The organism is Phenylobacterium sp., assembly GCF_031360265.1.
Lineage (GTDB): Bacteria > Pseudomonadota > Alphaproteobacteria > Caulobacterales > Caulobacteraceae > Phenylobacterium.
Window position 1 is genome coordinate 1 of record NZ_JANMBF010000010.1, and the last position, 16,363, is coordinate 16,363.

A 16,363-nucleotide genomic window follows, 5' to 3' on the forward strand; every position below is an offset into this window, starting at 1 on the left:
CAGCGGCGGGGGCAGCAGCGGCGGCGGCGGCCGGAGCAGCGGCTTCGGCAGCGGCCGGGGCAGCAGCGGCGGCGGCGTCAGCGGCCGGGGCAGCGGCTTCATCGGCCTTCTTGGCGCAGGCGGACAGGCTCAGGGCCAGACCGGCGGCGACGGCGACGGAGGTAAGGATACGCATGTTCATGGAATTTCTCCCCTGGAGGACTATGGAGGACGATCCCCCGATAAAGGACGACTCATACACGGCTTCGTGAATTCCCGAAATCGTGATCATGCGTCCGAGACGCCTTTTCGTCGCACTTGCGGTGGATTTCAAGTCCCGCGTCATCTAGTCCGCCTGAACAGGTCGGCGCAGGCGGCGCCAAAGGGCGTCGGAGGGCATTGATGAGCAAGCGTGTGCGCAAGGCGGTGCTGCCGGTGGCGGGCCTGGGAACCCGGGTGCTGCCGGGCGCCAAGACCACGCCGAAGGAGATGCTGAACATCTTCGACCGCCCGATCCTGTCCTACATCGTCGAGGAAGGCCGCGCCGCGGGCATCGAGCACTTCGTCTTCGTCACCGGACGCGGCAAGGGCGCCATTGAGGACTACTTCGACCACCATCCCGAACTCGAATCGCAGCTAGAGGCCAAGGGCAAGACCGAGATCCTTGCCGAGGTTCTGCGCGACCTGGCCAGGCCCGGCGAGATGAGCTTCGTGCGCCAGATGGCCCCACTGGGCCTCGGCCACGCTGTCTGGTGCGCCCGCGACATCGTCGGCGCGGAGCCCTTCGCGGTGATCCTGCCCGACATGCTGATGGCCGCCGAAACCCCGGCGCTGGCCCAGGCGGTTGCCGCCCATGACCAGGTTGGCGGCAACATCATCGTCGTCGAGCCGGTTCCGCAGGGCGAGGCTCACAAGTACGGGATCGTCGCGCTCGACGGTCGCGACGGGCGCCTCAACCGCATGACCGGCATGGTCGAGAAGCCCGCGCCTGGGACCGAGCCGTCGAACCTGTTCATTTCCGGCCGCTATGTTCTGCAGCCGGAAATCTTCGAGATCCTGGAGACCCAGCCGCGTGGCGCGGGGGGGGAAATCCAGCTCACCGACGCGATGGCGACCCTGATGGGCCGCCAGGACTTTCACGCCCTGGAATATGAGGGGACCACCTACGACTGTGGCGACAAGATCGGCCTGCTGCGCGCCAATGTCGCCTTCGCCTTGCGCCGACCCGACGTCGCCGAGGCGGCGCGCGCGGCGATCCGGGCGCTGCTTTAGACGCAGAGCGGGGTCCGCCGATGCGCCTGTTCGTCTTCGGCTACGGGTTTTCGGCGCAGGCGCTGGCCCGCAGGCTGATCCCGCGGGGCTGGACGATCGGCGCCACCGCGCGCGACGCAGCCGGCGTCGCGCGCCTGCGATCACAGGGTGTCGAGGCCGTCGCGCTCGGCGATGCAGACGGCCTGGCCGGCGCCCTGGCGCAGACCCAGGCGCTGCTGATCACCGCGGCGCCAGACGCCGCTCGCTGCCCGGGACTGCAGGCGCTGGTCCCGCAACTGGCCCGCGCCAGGGCGTTTCCAGACTGGACGGGCTACCTCTCAACCACGGGCGTCTATGGCGACCGTCGCGGCGGATGGGTCACCGAGCAGAGCCCGCTCAACGCCCAGTCCCTTGAGGGCGCACGCCGTGTCAGGGCGGAGCGCGACTGGCTGGACGTCGGCCGCGGCATGGGGCTGACCGTGACGGTGTTCCGCCTGCCCGGCATCTACGGTCCTGGCCGCTCGGCGCTGGACCGGCTGCGCGCCGGTGAGGCGCGTCGCATCGCGGCGCCCGGACAGGTGTTTTCGCGCATTCATGTGGACGATCTGGCCGCCGGGCTCGCCGCGTCGATCGCCCGGCCCCGCGCCGCCGGAATCTACAATCTGTGCGACGACCAACCCTGCCCCAACACCGAAGTCATTGCCCATGCGGCCGGCCTGCTCGGCCTGCCGCCGCCGCCGGAGGTGACCCTCGCCGAGGCCGGCCTGTCGCCCATGGGGCGCCGCTTCTACGCCGAGAGCAAACGCGTCTCCAACGCCCGCGCCAAGGCCGAGCTGGGTTGGCGGCCGGCCTATCCGACCTATCGGGAGGGGCTGGCGGCGATCCTCGACGCGGGCGGCTAGCGACACCACCCGCCGGGACACGACCGGGATAGCGCTCGCGCTTCTCCTCAGCCGCACGTAGATGTCTCGATCGGTCGCACCGTGCGAGCTGATGCTGCGATCAGCGTCACCGCGGGTCTCGCCGGCCTAAAGGGGGCGCCATGTGTGGAATTGCTGGTGTCATGATGCGCGATGGCTCCACCCCGCCGGCGGCGGTCCTGGACAAGCTGGAACGGGCGTTGCTGCATCGCGGGCCGGATGGGGCCGGACGGTATGTCGCCGGCGGCGTCGGCTTCGTCCATCGTCGGCTTTCGGTCATCGATTTGAAGACTGGCGCGCAACCGCTCTTCGGACCCCAGGGCACGGTTCTCGTGGCAAACGCCGAAATCTACAACTATGTCGAACTGCGTCGCGGTCTGCTGTCCGACGTACGCCATGCGACGGCGTCTGACTGCGAGACCATCCTCCACCTCTACAACCGGCAGAGAGCCGGATTCGTCCAGCATCTTCGTGGGATGTATGCGTTCGCGCTCTACGACCCGACCAAGGGAAATCTCATTCTGTCCCGCGACCCGTTTGGTATCAAGCCACTCTACTATGCCGAAACGGCCAGTTGCATCGCCTTCGCTTCAGAGCCGCAGGCCCTCGTGGCGGCAGGCCTGGTGGTCGCCGAGCTTGAGCCACAGGCGAGCCGGGAACTGCTGCAACTGCAATTCATCACCGGGGCGCAAACCGCGTTCAAGGGCGTAAGGCGACTGCTGCCCGGCGAGACCCTGGTCTTCAATGGGGGAGGGGTTGTCAGTCGAACGATTCAACAAGCTCTTCCAGAGGCGCCGCCGCTGGCGGCGCTCGACGAGGGCGATGCTCTGGAACAGCTGGACCAGCGGCTGATGGACAGCGTCCAGATCCACCAGCGCAGCGACGTGCCTTACGGTATCTTCCTCTCCGGCGGAATCGACAGCCGCGCGATTTTGGCCTGCATGGCCCGCCTCGGGACAGCTGGGGTTCGAGCCTATACCGCTTCGTTCCCCAACACCTCAGTGCCAGACGAATACCCCAGCGCTCATAAGGCGGCGCTGTTGTTCGGGGCGCGAACGACCCGGGTCGAGGTGACCGCGGAGAGCTTCTGGTCAGCCCTGCCGTCTGTAGCCGCCCGGATGGATGATCCGACCGCTGACGCCGCGAGCGTGCCAACCTTCATCCTGGCCCGCGAGGCGGCCAAGGACGTCAAGGTCGTACTCTGTGGCGAAGGGGGCGATGAGATCTTCGCCGGCTACAGTCGTTACCGGCGCCAGAGCCGGCCGTGGTGGCTGGCTGGGCGCCAACGGCGACGCAGAGGGCCGTTTTCCGGCGCCGGCGTTTTGCGCGAAGAGCCTACCGGTTGGCGCGACGGTCTTGCCGAGTCCGAACGCGCCAGCCGCATCGGTGGCCGCAGCCGTTTACAGATCGCCCAGGCCACGGATTGCGCGGACTTCCTGGCACATGGCCTTCTCACCAAACTCGACCGCAGCCTGATGGCTCACGGCCTGGAAGGGCGAACACCCTTTCTTGACCGACAGATCGCCGACTTCGGGTTCGTCCTCCCAAAATCGCTGCAGATAAAGAACCGACGCGGCAAATATTTACTGCGCCGCTGGCTGGACCGGCAGGCCCCGCAAGATGACTGTTTCGCGCGCAAGAAGGGCTTTACGCCCCCTTATCTCGCCTGGTTGCGCGCCGCGGGCGAGCGCCTCGGCCCGCTGGTCGCGGCCGATGCCGCGATTGACGAGCTTTGCCACCCGCAGGCTGTGGAGCGGTTGTTCCTCAGTGACAATGACCGCGACCTCGAGGCCGCGTGGACGTTGCTGTTCTTCGCCCTTTGGCACCGGCAGCATATCCGCGGCGTTGCTCCGGATGGCGACACCCTGGCGTGCCTCGCCGGGCAAGCCTGATCCGTCGCGATCACCGGTGATCGAATCCTGAGCCGCCTCCCAGGTCAGCCTGCTCGTCGAGGTCCGCCACGGCTGCGATCAGCCGGCTGATGTCGCGCGGTCGCGACAGCCTGTGATCGCCGTCCTTGATCAGCGTGAAGATCACGTCTGGGCCGTTCAGCGCGTGAGCAAGGTGCAGTGCGTGCCGCCAGGGCACGTCCGGATCGGCGCCGCCCTGAAGTATGCGCACCGGGACCTCGATGGGGACAGGGCCCGGCAGGATCGACCAGCGCGCGCCGTCCTCCAGCAGCGCCCGCGTGATCGGATAGGGATCGCCGTAGGCCGACGGTCGCAGCCAGGCCCCGTCGGCGGCCAGCGCCACGTGGCCCTCCGGTGGGATCCCCGGTCTCATCAGGGTCTCGGTGAAGTCCGCCGCCGGGGCGACCAGCACGAGCCCCGCCACCCGGCCGCGCCGCGCCAAGGCCGCCAGGCAGGCGATCCAGCCGCCCATCGACGATCCCACCAGCACCACCGGCCCCTCGACAAGCTCGTCCAACACCGCCAGGGCGTCGGCGCGCCAGCGGGTGATGGTTCCCTTGGCCCGGAAGTCGCCGCTCGACTCGCCATGGCCCAGATAGTCGAAACGCAGGAAGGCGCGGCCGGCGTCCCGCGCCCAGTCGGCCAGCGCCTGCGCCTTGGCGCCCGACATATCGGAGCGAAATCCGCCAAGCCAGACCACCGTCGGCGCCGCGCCCGCGACGCGGCGCCAGGCCAGGGTCTCGCCATCCCCGCGATCGAGTCGGCCGGTGGTCTCGTCCATCCCTGGGCTCATAGCCCCAGGCGGCCTTTACGCCACCCCGTTTCGCGGTATGGGAGGGGTGTGGCGCTTCCTCCCGACTTCACCCTTCTGCAGGTCATCCCGGAGCTGGAAACCGGTGGCGCGGAACAGACGACGATCGATGTGGCGCGCGCGGTGGTCGAAGCCGGCGGCAAGGCCCTGGTCGCCAGCCGCGGCGGACGCATGGCCGCCCGGCTCGAGGCCGAGGGCGGGCGGCTGGCGGCAATGCCCGTGCAATCGAAGAATCCGCTGGTGATCCTGGGCAACGCCGCACGGCTGGCGCAGCTGATCCGGCGCGAGAAGGTCAGCCTGGTCCATGCCCGGTCCCGCGCCCCGGCGTTCTCGGCCCTTTGGGCCGCCCAGGCGACGAACACGCCGTTCGTGGCTACCTATCATGGGGTCTACAAGGCCAGGTCCCGCGTCAAGCGCTGGTACAATTCGGTGATGACCCGCGGCGACCTGGTGATCGCCAATTCCGACTACACCCGCGCCCACGTCCTGGCCGCCCATCGGGTGGATCCGGGAAAAGTCGTGGCCATCCCGCGTGGCATCGACCTCGACCGGTTCGACATCTCGGCGGTGACGCCGGGGCGGCTGGAAAGGTTGCGGCAGAGCTGGGGGCTCGTAGCCGGCGACCCCCGGACCCATTTCCTGCTGGCCGGGCGTCTAACGCGGATCAAGGGCCATCTGACGATCATCGAGGCCGCGGCGCGGATCAAGGCCAGGGGCCGCGAGGATTTCGTCATCGTCTTCGCCGGCGACGATCAGGGCCGCACCGGTTATGGCGAGGAACTGACCCAGGCCATCGGCCGCGCGGGTCTGGCCGACCGGATCCGCATCGTCGGCCATTGCGACGACATGCCGGCGGCCTACCGCCTGGCCGACATCGCCATCCTGCCCACCACCGTTCCAGAATCCTTCGGCCGCGCGGCGGTGGAGCCGCAGGCCATGGGCCGGCCGGTGATCGCCTCGGCCCACGGCGGCACGGTGGAGACGGTGGCCGACGGGGTATCGGGCTGGCTGGTCGCGCCGGGCGACCCCGACGCCTGGGCCGCCGCCATGGTGCGCGCCATCGACATCGGCGGCGAGCGACGCGGCGAGATGGGCCGGTCCGGCATGAACCGTGTCCGCCAGCTCTATCGTGTCGACGCCATGTGCGCCGCGACGCTGGACGCCTACGCGCGGGTTCTGGCTGCCCGTCACGGGCGCGATGAGGTCCCTTGATGGCCCGGCGCGAGGTGCAGAAGATCCTGGTGATCAAGCTCTCGGCGCTCGGCGACTTCGTGCTGGCGCTGGCGGCGATGAAGCGGATTCGCCAGGCTCACCCCAAGGCCCACATCACTCTCTTGACCACTCCGCCATTCGAGGCGCTGGCCAGGGCGTCGCCCTATTTCAACGCGGTCCACACCGATGGACGACCGCAAGGGCTCGCCCAGTGGCTGGCGCTGCGCAAGCGCCTGCGCGCCGTGGGCTATGCCTGCGTCTACGACCTGCAGACCTCGGCCCGGTCGAACCGGATCTTCCAGCTCATGCGGCCCAGCCCCCCCGCGTGGTCGGGGATCGCCATGGGCTGTTCCCTGCCGCACCGCAACCGCCTGAGGGACCAGATGCACACGCTGGAGCGCCAGGCCGACCAGCTTATGTACGCCGGCATCTGGCCCGACGCGCCCACCGCGCCGGGGACCGCGCCCGGCCCCGACCTCTCCTGGGTGCTGGCCACCGCGCCCGGAGAGCGGCCCCCTGCCGGCGGAGTGAAGCCCAGGCCCTACGCCATGTTCGTGCCCGGCGGCTCGGCGCACCGGCCGGAAAAGCGCTGGCCGGTCGAGAAGTACGGCGAGCTTGCCCGCATCCTCTATGCACGCGGCCTCGACATCGTGGTGATCGGCGGACCGCCGGAAGCGGCCCTGGCGCAGGCGATCCAGCGCCAGGTGCCGCGCGCCCGCGACCTCACCGGCCGCACCGACTTCGCCCGCATCGCGGTGCTGGGCGCCAAGGCGGCGCTGGCCGTCGGCAACGATACCGGCCCGCTGCAGTTGGCCGCCGCCGCCGGCGCGCCGACCGTGGTGCTGTTCTCCAGCGCTTCAGACCCCGCGCTGTCCGCGCCGCGCGGCAAGGTGGCTGTGCTGCGAGCCGAAAACCTGTCGGAATTGCCTGTGGCCAAAGTGGCGCAGGCCGCCGCGGCCCTGACGACGGCGGCCAAGGGTGCGGCTTGATAGCGCCGGCGCCTGCGATCATATACAGTCCGAGACGACCGGAGCGCGCTGGCGCGTCCGGCGTATCGCCTTGAAACAGTCCTAGGAGCCCCGCCTATTCGCCGTCCCATGAACGCCCCCCCCGTCAAGGACGGGCTGCGCATCAATGATGAAATCCGCGTCCCCAAGGTCCTGCTGATCGACCAGGCCGGAGAAAAGCAGGGTGTGATGCCCACCTCTTCCGCCCTCGAAGCCGCCGAAGAGGCCGGTCTCGATCTGGTTGAGATCGTGCCCAACGCCGATCCGCCCGTCTGCAAGATCCTGGACTACGGCAAGTTCAAATTCCAGGAACAGAAGAAGAAGAACGAGGCGAGAAAGCGGCAGAAGGTTCAGGAAATCAAGGAGATCAAGCTCCGCCCGAACATCGATACGCACGACTATGAGGTCAAGCAGCGTTCGATGGTCCGCTTCTTCGAAGAGGGCGACAAGGTGAAGGTGACGCTGCGCTTCCGAGGCCGCGAACTGGCCCACCCGGAGCTCGGCATGAAGCTGCTGCAAAAGGTCCGCGTGGATTTCGAAACCATCGCCAAGTGCGAATACGAGCCGCGCATGGAAGGCCGCCAGATGATCATGATCCTGGCGCCGCGGTGAAGCGTCACGGCCTGGAACGTCTGGGAGCGGTCGCCCTCGTGGCGGCCGCTCTCGCGTTTTCAGGCTCGAATCCGGCGCAGGCCGCACCGCACGACAACGACCCGATGGCGCCATTCGAGATCGCTGATGGAGTCTACTATGTCGGCGCCTCGGACATCGCTTCGTACCTGTTCAAGACCAAGGGCGGGCTGATCCTGCTCGACGGTGGCTACGACACGACCGCCCCCCAGATCCTGGCCAATATCCGGACGCTGGGCTTCGACCCAAAGGCCATCAAGATCCTGCTCAGCACCCACGGCCATCTCGACCACGCCGGCGGCCTGGCCCAGCTGAAACGCGAGACCGGCGCGACGCTCTACGCCAGCCCGCTGGACGGCGCCCTGATGGCCCGTGGCGGCAAGGGCGACTTCGGCCTCAAGGACAGGGCGCCCTATCCGCCGGTGACGCCGGATCGGACGCTTGTCGACGGTCAGGCGATCAGCCTTGGCGGGGTGACGATGACCGCCCACCTGACACCTGGCCACACGCGGGGCTGCACCACCTGGACGCTGCCGGTGAGGGTCGCCGGCAGGCTCCGCCAGGCCCTGATCCTCTGTTCCAACTCGATCCTGCCGCCCTACCGGCTGGACGCCGCCCACGAGTCCTATCCCGGCATCGCGGCGGACTACGAGAAGAGCTACGCCTTTTGGCGGAGCGCCCCTTGCGAGGTGTTCCTGGGCAGCCACGGGATCTTCTTCGACATGCAGGCCAAGCGCGCGGCCCTGCTGGCCGGCAAGACCGACGCCTTCGTCGACCCCGCCGGCTGCAAGACCTGGTTCGACAAGGGTTACGTAGACTTCAAAGCCACGCTCGCGAGCCAACAGAGCGAAGCCGCACTCTGATCCTTGCCGAGCGGTGGCGACGGGCCTACGACCCCGCCCATGTCCGACTTAGCGCCGCGGGAGGCGTCGACGCCGTCCCGCTGGGCCGCGCCGTCGCTGATCGCCGTCATCTTCATCAACATGCTGGGCTTCGGGATCATCGTCCCGTTGCTGCCGTTCTATGCCAAGTCGATGCACGCGCAGCCGTGGCAGATCGCGCTGATCTTCTCGGCCTACGCCATGGGCGGCTTCTTCGGAGAGCCGTTCTGGGGCCGGCTCAGCGACAAATATGGCCGAAAACCGCTATTGATCTCGACGATTACCGGCAACTGCCTGTGCTATCTGGCGCTGGCTTTCGCGCCGAATGTCGCCGCGGCCTTCGTCATCCGCTTCCTGGGTGGGATGGCCAGCGGCAACGGCGCGGTGATCCAGGGCTATATCGCCGACGTCACCCCGCCCGAGCGGCGGGCGCGGATGCTCTCGCGGCAGGGCGCGGCCTGGAACGTCGGCATGATCGTCGGGCCGGCGGTCGGCGGCGCATTCGCCCATACCGACATCGGCCCCATCGGGTTTCGCATTCCCCTGTTCATTGCCGCGGCGCTGTCGGCCGTGGCGGTGATCGGGATCGTTCTGTTCATCCGCGAGAGCAAGGTGCGCGACCGCTCGATCAGCCACCGGCCCAGCCGCTGGTCGGCGATCGGCGAGGCGGTGCGCCATCCGGTGATCGGGCGGCTGATGCTGCTGACCTTCCTGGTGGGCTTTGCCTTCACCGGCATCGAATCAACCTTCGGCCTGTGGGGCCAGGCCCGCTTCGGCTGGGGCCCGCGGCAGATCAGCGTCTGTTTCGCCGCCGTCGGCGTGGTCGCCGCGACCACCCAGTTCTTCATCACCGGCCCGCTCTCCGAACGGTTCGGGGAGGGCCGGATGCTGGCCATTGGCATGGGGGTCACCGCGCTGGGATCAGCCCTGCAGCCGTTCTCCAACGGCCTGGTCATGACCACCTCCCTGATGTGCGTCACCGCCATCGGCCAGTCGGTGGCCTGGCCCAATGTCGGCGCGCTGATTTCGCGCACCGCCGATCCGCACCGCCAGGGCCAGATCCTGGGGCTGAACAATGCCGCCGGCGCCTTTGCCCGGTTCGTCGGGCCGCTCAGCGCCGGGCTGACCTTCGCCGGGATCAGCATCAACGCCCCGTTCTGGCAGGGCGCGCTGATCGTCGCGCCGGCAATCCTGCTGGCGCTGAGCGCCGCGCGCCGGGCGCCGCCGCGCCAGGTCCAGGGCCATGGACCATGAGCGCCGGGGCGGAAGAGCGCCGGTCGCTGATCGTGCTGCTCAGCGTCATCTTCCTGATGATCGCCGGCTTCGGGCTGGTGATCCCGCTGCTGCCGTTCTTCGCCAGGGCGTTCAACGCGCCGGCCTGGCAGGTCACCCTGATGTTCTCGGCCTTCTCCTTCGGTCAGTTCCTCGGCGAACCGTTCTGGGGCCGGCTGTCGGACCGCATCGGGCGCAAGCCGGTGCTGATCGTCACCATCGCCGCGGTGGCGGTCAGCTACGCGGGGCTGGCCTTCGCCCCGAACATCTGGGCAGCCTTCGCCATCCGCTTCGCCACCGGCCTCTTCGCCGGCAATATCTCGACCCTGCAGGGGGCGATGGCCGACATCACCCCACCCGAAAAGCGCGCTGGGCGGATGGGGATCATGGGCGCGGCGTTCAGCGCCGGCTTTACCACCGGCCCGGCGATCGGCGGCCTGCTGGCCCAGCCCAGCCGGGGCGCGCTGGGCTTCCAGCTGCCGCTGCTGGTGGCGGCGGGCTTCGCGCTGGCCTCGGCGCTGGCGGTGGTGGTGTTCGTGCGCGAGAGCCGGCCCGACCCCTCGACGCGCGCCCCGCAGCGTCCACGTCTGGAGGGTCTGAAGGAAGCCTGGGCGCACCCGGTGATCAGTCGCATCCTGCTGATCAGCGGCATCGTCGTTGTGGGGTTCGCCGGCATCGAGGCGACCTACGGCCTGTGGACCCAGGCCCGCTTCGGCTGGGGTCCGCGCCAGATCGGCTTGGCATTCATGATCATCGGCCTCTTGGGGGCGTTCTGCCAGGGCTGGCTGTCGGGCCGGCTGGTGCGCCGCTATGGCGAGCCCCGGACGCTGACCGGCGGCCTGGTGTTCATGGGCCTTGGCCTGGTGGTCCAGTGGCTGTCCCCGAGCTGGCCGGTGGCGGTGCTGGGGTTCGCGCTGGTCTGCATCGGCCAGTCGATCTGCTTTCCCAACCTCACCGCCCTGATCTCGCGCGCCGCCCCGCCCGACCGCCAGGGCGAGATGCTGGGCCTGAACATGAGCGGCATGGCGCTGGCCCGCATCGGCGGCCCGGTGCTGGCGGGCCAGCTGTTCTCCCTGGTCGCCCCCGGCGCGCCCTTCGCCATGGCGGCCCTGCTGATCCTGCCGGGGCTGTGGTTCGCCGGGCAGGTGCGCAGGCGGGTGCGGGCGATCTCCTGACCAAGGCATGTCATCCCGGAACGCCGCGCCAGCGACGTGTCCGGCGACTGTATTGGGTCAAGCGGGTTTGGCCCAATACAGTCGCCGGTCTTCGCTTCGCGAAACCGGGATGACCCAAAGGAAGCACGCCCCATCTTGCCTTCCGCGCCCGTTTCCCCTACTAGCCCCACCCTTCGGAGCCGCCTGGCCCATGGCATGCCAGGGCGGCTCATCAATACGCCAGAGGACGGGGCTTCGCGGCTCCGCAGAGAAATGCCGAAACTGAAGACCAAATCAGGCGCCAAGAAGCGCTTCAAACTCACTGCGACCGGAAAGATCAAGGCCGGTGTGGCCGGCAAGCGTCACCGCCTGCTCAGCCACAACGCCAAGTACATCCGTCAGAACCGTGGAACGAAGGTGATGAGCGCGTCCGACGCCAAGATCATCAAGATATTCCTTCCCTACGGCCTCAGCTAGGAGCTCTGACAGATGGCTCGCGTAAAGAGGGGCGTCACCGCCCACGCACGTCACAAGAAGGTTCTCGCACAGGCCAAGGGCTTCTACGGGCGCCGCAAGAACACCATCCGCACCGCCAAGGCGGCCGTGGACAAGGCCGGCCAGTACGCCTACCGCGACCGCAAGGTCCGCAAGCGGGCGTTCCGTTCGCTGTGGATCCAGCGGATCAACGCCGCGGCGCGCGAAGAGGGCATGACCTACGCCCGATTTATCCACGGCCTTGACCTGGCCGGGATCGAAATGGACCGCAAGGTCCTCGCCGACATCGCCGGCGCCGACCCAGCCGCGTTCAAGGCCATCGCCGAAAAGGTTCGCGCCGCGCTGGCTTGATCGCCTGGAGCCCTGCTCCTGAAGCAATCTCAAAGCCCTTCGGCCTGAACCGCCGGAGGGCTTTTTGCTGCGCGCCATCCGCCTGCCTCCCGCCGCTGCGCGGGGGAGGCAGGGATTTCCCTTCGTCCTCAGCCCCTCTAAGAACCGAAGCCCATGACCGATCTGACCAAACTCGAAGCGGACCTCTCCGCGCTGATCGCCGCCGCCCCCGACGCCGCCGCCCTGGAGGCGGTTCGGGACGCCGCGCTCGGCAAGTCCGGCTCGATTTCCGACCTGCTCAAGACCCGGGGGGCGATGAGCCCGGACGAACGCCGCGAGCGCGGTCCGCTGATCAATGGCCTGCGCGACCGGATCGGGGCTGCGATCGCCGAGCGCAAGGCTGAGCTGGAGGCCGGCGAGCTCGACGCCAGACTGGCTGCCGAGCATGTGGACCTGACCCTGCCGCCGCCGCCCGAACGCCGCGGTCGGGTGCATCCGACGATGCAGGTGCAGGACGAGATGATCGCCATCTTCGCCGAGATGGGGTTTGGCCTGGCGGAAGGCCCCGACATCGAGGACGACTTCCACAACTTCACCGCGCTCAACTTCCCGCCCAAGCATCCTGCGCGGGAGATGCACGACACCTTCTGGCTGCCGCAAGACGAGCACGGCGAGCGCAAGGTGCTGCGCACCCACACCAGTCCCGTGCAGATCCGCACCATGCAGCGCACCAACCAGGCGCTGCCGGGCTGGATCGCCAACGGCCCGCCGAACGGCGGCGAGCCGCCGATCCGCATCATCGTGCCGGGCCGCACCTATCGCTCGGACTCAGACGCCACCCACACGCCGATGTTCCACCAGCTGGAAGGCCTGGTGATCGACCGGGCCATCCACATGGGCCACCTGAAGTGGACGCTGGAGACCTTCATCGCGCGCTATTTCGAGACGCCGCTGGTGGAGACCCGCTTCCGCCCGCACCACTTCCCGTTCACCGAGCCGAGCGCGGAGATGGACGTCAAATGCGACCGCTCGGGCGCGGACATCAAGATCGGCCAGGGCGACGACTGGATGGAGATCGTCGGCTGCGGGATGGTGCATCCCAATGTGCTGCGGACCTGTGGCCTCGACCCGGACGTCTGGCAGGGCTTCGCCTTCGGCTTCGGCATCGACCGGCTGGGGATGCTGAAATACGGCGTGCCGGACCTGCGCGACATGTTCGCCTCCGACGTCCGCTGGCTGGACCACTATGGCTTCTCGGCCTTCGCCGCGCCCAATCCCGCCACCGGCCTGAGCTGAGGGAGGGCAGACCATGAAATTCACCCTCTCCTGGCTCAAGCAGCACCTCGACACCACCGCCACCGCCGGCGAGGTGGTGGCCGCCATGACCATGGCCGGTCTGGAGGTCGAGCATGTGGACGATCCCGCGTCCCAGCTGGCCGCCTTCTCGGTGGCCAGGATCGTCGAGGCCCGCCAGCACCCCAACGCCGACCGCCTGCGGGTCTGCCAGGTGGATACCGTCGACGGCCGCAAGGAGATCGTCTGCGGGGCGCCCAACGCGCGGGCCGGCCTGACCACGATCTACGCCCCGCTGGGCGCCTTCGTGCCCGGCTCCGGGATCACGCTGGAGGCCCGGCCGGTACGCGGCGTGGTCTCCAACGGCATGCTCTGCTCGGCCGCCGAACTGCGGACCGCCAGCGAGTCCGACGGGGTCCTCGAGCTGGACGACAGCCTGTCAGTGGGCACGCCGGCGGCCATGGCGCTGGGCCTGGAGGCGGTGATCGACTTCGAGGTCACGCCCAATCGCCCCGACTGGCTGGGCGTGGTCGGCATCGCCCGCGACCTGGCCGCCGCCGGCCTGGGCCGACTGAAGGACCCCGCCGTCGCGCCGGTCCCCGGCAAGTTCCCGGCGACCATCGAGATCCGCGTCGATGGCGACGCTTGCCCGGTGTTCGCCGGTCGACTGATCAGGGGCGTCACCAACGCCGCCTCGCCGGCCTGGCTGCAACAGCGGCTGCTGGCCGTGGGCCTGCGGCCCATCAGCGCGCTCGTCGATGTCACCAACCTGATGTCCTACGACCGCTGCCGGCCCTTGCACGTCTATGACGCCGCCAGGCTCACCGGCGGCTTCGTCGAGGCCCGCCTGGGCCGCGAGGGCGAGACGCTGGAAGCCCTGGACGGCAAGACCTACGCCGTCACACCAGAGATCTGCGTCATCGCCGACGGCTCCGGCGCCATCGGCCTGGGCGGGGTGATGGGCGGGGAGTCCACCAAGGTCAGCGAGACCACCACCGACGTCTTCGTCGAGTGCGCCTGGTTCGACCCGATCCGCACGGCCCAGGCGGGCCGCACGCTGGGCATCACGTCGGACGCCCAGTACCGCTTCGCCCGCGGCGTCGACCCTGAGTTCGTGGTCCCCGGTCTGGAGCTGGCTACGCGGCTGATCCTCGATCTCTGCGGCGGCGAGGCGTCGGAGATCCGGGTGGCGGGCGCCCCGCCCGCGCCGCCTGCGGCTGTCGAATTCGACCATGCCTACGTGCAAAAGCTGTCGGGCCTGACGGTGGCCGACGCGCGGATCGACGCGATCCTGACGGACCTGGGCTTTGCCGTGCACGGCGAGATGGTCACCCCGCCGTCGTGGCGGCGCGATGTCGACGGCAAGGCCGACCTGGTCGAGGAGGTGGCCCGCATCGAGGGCTTCGCCGCACTGCCTTCGACGCCTCTGCCGGAAATGCCGCGGCCGGTCGGCGGCGTGCTGACCGTCCGCCAGACCCGCATGCGCACCGCCCGACGCGTCATGGCCGCGCGCGGCTATGCCGAGGCGGTCACCTGGAGCTTCATGCGCACCGCCTGGGCCAAGCTGTTCGGCGGCGGAGACGAAAAGCTGAGGCTTTCCAACCCTATCGCCTCGGACCTCGACTGCATGCGGCCCTCGGCGCTGCCGAACCTGATCGAGGCGGCGGCCCGCAACTCCCGTCAGGGTTTCCCCGACGTCGCGCTGTTCGAGGTGGGTCCGATCTTCCGCGGCGACCGGCCGCAGGACCAGGCGAGCGTGGTCGCGGCCCTGATCGCGCCGCATCCGCCCAGGCGCTGGGACGCCGTCCAAGACGCTGTCCCGGCCGACCCGCTGTTTGTGCTGAAAGCCGACCTTATGGCCCTGCTGGACGAGATGGGCGCGCCGCCCCTTCAGGTCGTCCAGGGCCAGGCCTCGGCCTGGTGGCACCCCGGCCGCTCGGCCCGCCTGCAGCTGGGGCCCAAGACGGTGATCGCCGAGTTCGGCGAGCTGCACCCGGCGATCCTCAAGGCGCTGGACGCCGACGGCCCCATGCTGGCCTTCGAGCTCAACCTCGACGCCATCCCCGAGCCCAAGCGGAAACCCACCAAGACCAAACCGGCCCTGGCGCTCTCGGCGCTGATGCCGCTGACGCGGGACTTCGCCTTCCTGGTCGCCGTCGACACCCCGGCAGGGGACCTTGTTCGCCCCATCTTGGGCGTCGATAAATCGCTGATCGCCGGCGCCCGGGTGTTCGATGTCTACCAGGGCAAGGGCGTGCCGGAGGGCCAGAAGTCGGTCGCCGTCGAGGTCACCGTCCAGCCCGTCGAGAAAACCCTGACCGACGCCGAGATCGAGTCGCTGTCGGCCCGCATCGTGGCGGCGGCGGACAAGGCGGTGGGGGCCAAGCTGCGGAGCTGAAAGCCGTTGCCCCCCGCCATCCGGCGCGCCATCTATCGGCGATGACCCCGCAGACGCCGACCAGCCCGCATCGCAAACCCGCGCTCGAGCGCCTGCTGGAGCTGTGGCTGTTCCGCTCGCGCTGGCTGATGGCGCCGTTCTACCTCGGCCTGGTGGCGGCGCTGGCGGCGCTGTTGATCGTCTTCGTCAACGAGGCGATCCACAAGTTGGCCGACGTGGCGACCATGTCGCCCGAAGGGGCGATCCTGATGGTCCTGTCGCTCATCGACCTGTCGCTGGCCGGCAACCTGCTGCTGATCGTGATCTTCTCCGGCTACGAGAATTTCGTCTCCAAGATCGACACCGGCGACGACGAGGATCGGCCGGGCTGGATGGGCAAGGTCGATTTCTCCGGCCTGAAGATGAAGCTGATCGCCTCCATCGTGGCGATCAGCGCCATCGCCCTGCTGCGGGCCTTCATGAAGCTGGCCGAGGGCGAGGCGATCCCCGACCGCACCCTGGCCTGGCTGGTGGGAATCCACCTGACCTTCGTGGTTTCCGGCGTGTTCCTGGCGCTGATGGACCTGCTGGCCAGCAAGACCGACAAGCATTGACGGGCAGGTTCGCGGGTGCGCTCGCAATGCCGCCGCGTTGGTCCTATATGCGCGGCCCATGAGGTCCAGCTCGCTTTCCCCCGCCCCCGACGATCAGGTCGCGCCATTCCAGATCGAGGGCGAGCCGGTGCGCGGGCGCCTCGCACGGCTTGGTCCGGCCGTCGATGAGATCCTGCGCGCCCACGACTATCCCGAACCGGTGGCCAACCTGCTGGGAGAGGCCTGTG

At 68.9% G+C, this 16,363-nt stretch carries 17 protein-coding genes; 15 read left to right on the top strand and 2 right to left on the bottom strand.

Going from position 1 to position 16,363, the window contains the following annotated elements; all coding sequences use genetic code 11:
* The coding region (locus RMN86_RS00305; RefSeq protein ID WP_309603824.1) for a hypothetical protein at positions 1–181 on the bottom strand (181 nt) is incomplete at its 3' end.
* A gap of 200 nt (positions 182–381) precedes the next feature.
* Here RMN86_RS00305 and RMN86_RS00310 point away from each other — a divergent pair.
* From RMN86_RS00310 to asnB, 3 genes are all read left to right on the top strand, one after another.
* Positions 382–1,251, top strand: coding sequence for a UTP--glucose-1-phosphate uridylyltransferase (locus RMN86_RS00310; protein WP_309603825.1), 870 nt, complete (start codon positions 382–384; stop codon positions 1,249–1,251).
* A gap of 20 nt (positions 1,252–1,271) precedes the next feature.
* Complete coding sequence (locus RMN86_RS00315; RefSeq protein WP_309603826.1) at positions 1,272–2,132, top strand: SDR family oxidoreductase; 861 nt, start codon at positions 1,272–1,274, stop codon at positions 2,130–2,132.
* 140 nt (positions 2,133–2,272) lie between these two features.
* Positions 2,273–4,042 (top strand): asparagine synthase (glutamine-hydrolyzing), encoded by a 1,770-nt coding sequence (gene asnB, locus RMN86_RS00320; RefSeq protein WP_309603827.1) that lies wholly within the window; start codon positions 2,273–2,275, stop codon positions 4,040–4,042.
* 10 nt (positions 4,043–4,052) lie between these two features.
* On the opposite strand, the gene RMN86_RS00325 is transcribed toward asnB, so the two are convergent.
* The gene (locus tag RMN86_RS00325) at positions 4,053–4,841 is read right to left on the bottom strand and encodes an alpha/beta hydrolase (protein WP_309603828.1); all 789 of its coding nucleotides are present in this window, start codon (positions 4,839–4,841) and stop codon (positions 4,053–4,055) included.
* 60 nt (positions 4,842–4,901) lie between these two features.
* Between RMN86_RS00325 and RMN86_RS00330 the strand changes: the two genes are divergently transcribed.
* From RMN86_RS00330 to RMN86_RS00385, 12 genes are all read left to right on the top strand, one after another.
* The gene (locus RMN86_RS00330) at positions 4,902–6,083 is read left to right on the top strand and encodes a glycosyltransferase family 4 protein (RefSeq protein WP_309603829.1); all 1,182 of its coding nucleotides are present in this window, start codon (positions 4,902–4,904) and stop codon (positions 6,081–6,083) included.
* Entirely contained in the window at positions 6,083–7,072 is a 990-nt protein-coding gene (locus RMN86_RS00335) for a glycosyltransferase family 9 protein (RefSeq protein WP_309603830.1), read from the top strand. The genes RMN86_RS00330 and RMN86_RS00335 overlap by 1 nt, the downstream gene beginning before the upstream one ends.
* A 108-nt stretch (positions 7,073–7,180) precedes the next feature.
* Entirely contained in the window at positions 7,181–7,702 is a 522-nt protein-coding gene (infC, locus tag RMN86_RS00340; protein ID WP_309603831.1) for a translation initiation factor IF-3, read from the top strand.
* A gap of 38 nt (positions 7,703–7,740) precedes the next feature.
* Positions 7,741–8,583: a subclass B3 metallo-beta-lactamase gene (bla, locus tag RMN86_RS00345; protein ID WP_309603832.1), complete on the top strand. Its 843-nt coding sequence runs from the start codon at positions 7,741–7,743 to the stop codon at positions 8,581–8,583.
* A gap of 39 nt (positions 8,584–8,622) precedes the next feature.
* A complete protein-coding gene (locus tag RMN86_RS00350) occupies positions 8,623–9,855 on the top strand; it encodes an MFS transporter (protein WP_309603833.1) in 1,233 nt (410 codons plus the stop codon).
* Complete coding sequence (locus tag RMN86_RS00355) at positions 9,852–11,048, top strand: MFS transporter (RefSeq protein WP_309603834.1); 1,197 nt, start codon at positions 9,852–9,854, stop codon at positions 11,046–11,048. The genes RMN86_RS00350 and RMN86_RS00355 overlap by 4 nt, the downstream gene beginning before the upstream one ends.
* A 252-nt stretch (positions 11,049–11,300) precedes the next feature.
* Positions 11,301–11,504, top strand: a complete 204-nt coding sequence (gene rpmI, locus RMN86_RS00360; protein WP_293375785.1) for a 50S ribosomal protein L35 — start codon at positions 11,301–11,303, stop codon at positions 11,502–11,504.
* A 12-nt stretch (positions 11,505–11,516) separates the two neighbouring features.
* Complete coding sequence (gene rplT / locus RMN86_RS00365; RefSeq protein WP_309603835.1) at positions 11,517–11,873, top strand: 50S ribosomal protein L20; 357 nt, start codon at positions 11,517–11,519, stop codon at positions 11,871–11,873.
* A 153-nt stretch (positions 11,874–12,026) separates the two neighbouring features.
* Positions 12,027–13,148 carry a phenylalanine--tRNA ligase subunit alpha gene (pheS, locus tag RMN86_RS00370; protein WP_309603836.1) on the top strand — a complete coding sequence of 374 codons (1,122 nt, stop codon included), beginning with the start codon at positions 12,027–12,029 and terminating at the stop codon, positions 13,146–13,148.
* A gap of 13 nt (positions 13,149–13,161) precedes the next feature.
* Complete coding sequence (gene pheT, locus RMN86_RS00375) at positions 13,162–15,543, top strand: phenylalanine--tRNA ligase subunit beta (protein WP_309603837.1); 2,382 nt, start codon at positions 13,162–13,164, stop codon at positions 15,541–15,543.
* A gap of 41 nt (positions 15,544–15,584) precedes the next feature.
* Positions 15,585–16,136 carry a TIGR00645 family protein gene (locus tag RMN86_RS00380; RefSeq protein ID WP_309603838.1) on the top strand — a complete coding sequence of 184 codons (552 nt, stop codon included), beginning with the start codon at positions 15,585–15,587 and terminating at the stop codon, positions 16,134–16,136.
* 58 nt (positions 16,137–16,194) lie between these two features.
* Positions 16,195–16,363: Hsp33 family molecular chaperone HslO (locus RMN86_RS00385; protein ID WP_309603839.1), on the top strand; the 169-nt coding region annotated here is incomplete at its 3' end.

Bases quoted from the DNA above. Each gene is read 5' to 3' on its own strand.
- rpmI (WP_293375785.1), top strand. From the start codon at position 11,301: ATGCCGAAACTGAAGACCAAATCAGGCGCCAAGAAGCGCTTCAAACTC.
- RMN86_RS00315 (WP_309603826.1), top strand. From the start codon at position 1,272: ATGCGCCTGTTCGTCTTCGGCTACGGGTTTTCGGCGCAGGCGCTGGCC.
- RMN86_RS00355 (WP_309603834.1), top strand. From the start codon at position 9,852: ATGAGCGCCGGGGCGGAAGAGCGCCGGTCGCTGATCGTGCTGCTCAGC.
- RMN86_RS00380 (WP_309603838.1), top strand. From the start codon at position 15,585: ATGACCCCGCAGACGCCGACCAGCCCGCATCGCAAACCCGCGCTCGAG.
- rplT (WP_309603835.1), top strand. From the start codon at position 11,517: ATGGCTCGCGTAAAGAGGGGCGTCACCGCCCACGCACGTCACAAGAAG.
- pheS (WP_309603836.1), top strand. From the start codon at position 12,027: ATGACCGATCTGACCAAACTCGAAGCGGACCTCTCCGCGCTGATCGCC.
- pheT (WP_309603837.1), top strand. From the start codon at position 13,162: ATGAAATTCACCCTCTCCTGGCTCAAGCAGCACCTCGACACCACCGCC.
- infC (WP_309603831.1), top strand. From the start codon at position 7,181: ATGAACGCCCCCCCCGTCAAGGACGGGCTGCGCATCAATGATGAAATC.
- RMN86_RS00310 (WP_309603825.1), top strand. From the start codon at position 382: ATGAGCAAGCGTGTGCGCAAGGCGGTGCTGCCGGTGGCGGGCCTGGGA.
- asnB (WP_309603827.1), top strand. From the start codon at position 2,273: ATGTGTGGAATTGCTGGTGTCATGATGCGCGATGGCTCCACCCCGCCG.
- RMN86_RS00350 (WP_309603833.1), top strand. From the start codon at position 8,623: ATGTCCGACTTAGCGCCGCGGGAGGCGTCGACGCCGTCCCGCTGGGCC.
- RMN86_RS00335 (WP_309603830.1), top strand. From the start codon at position 6,083: ATGGCCCGGCGCGAGGTGCAGAAGATCCTGGTGATCAAGCTCTCGGCG.
- RMN86_RS00325 (WP_309603828.1), bottom strand. From the start codon at position 4,841: ATGGACGAGACCACCGGCCGACTCGATCGCGGGGATGGCGAGACCCTG.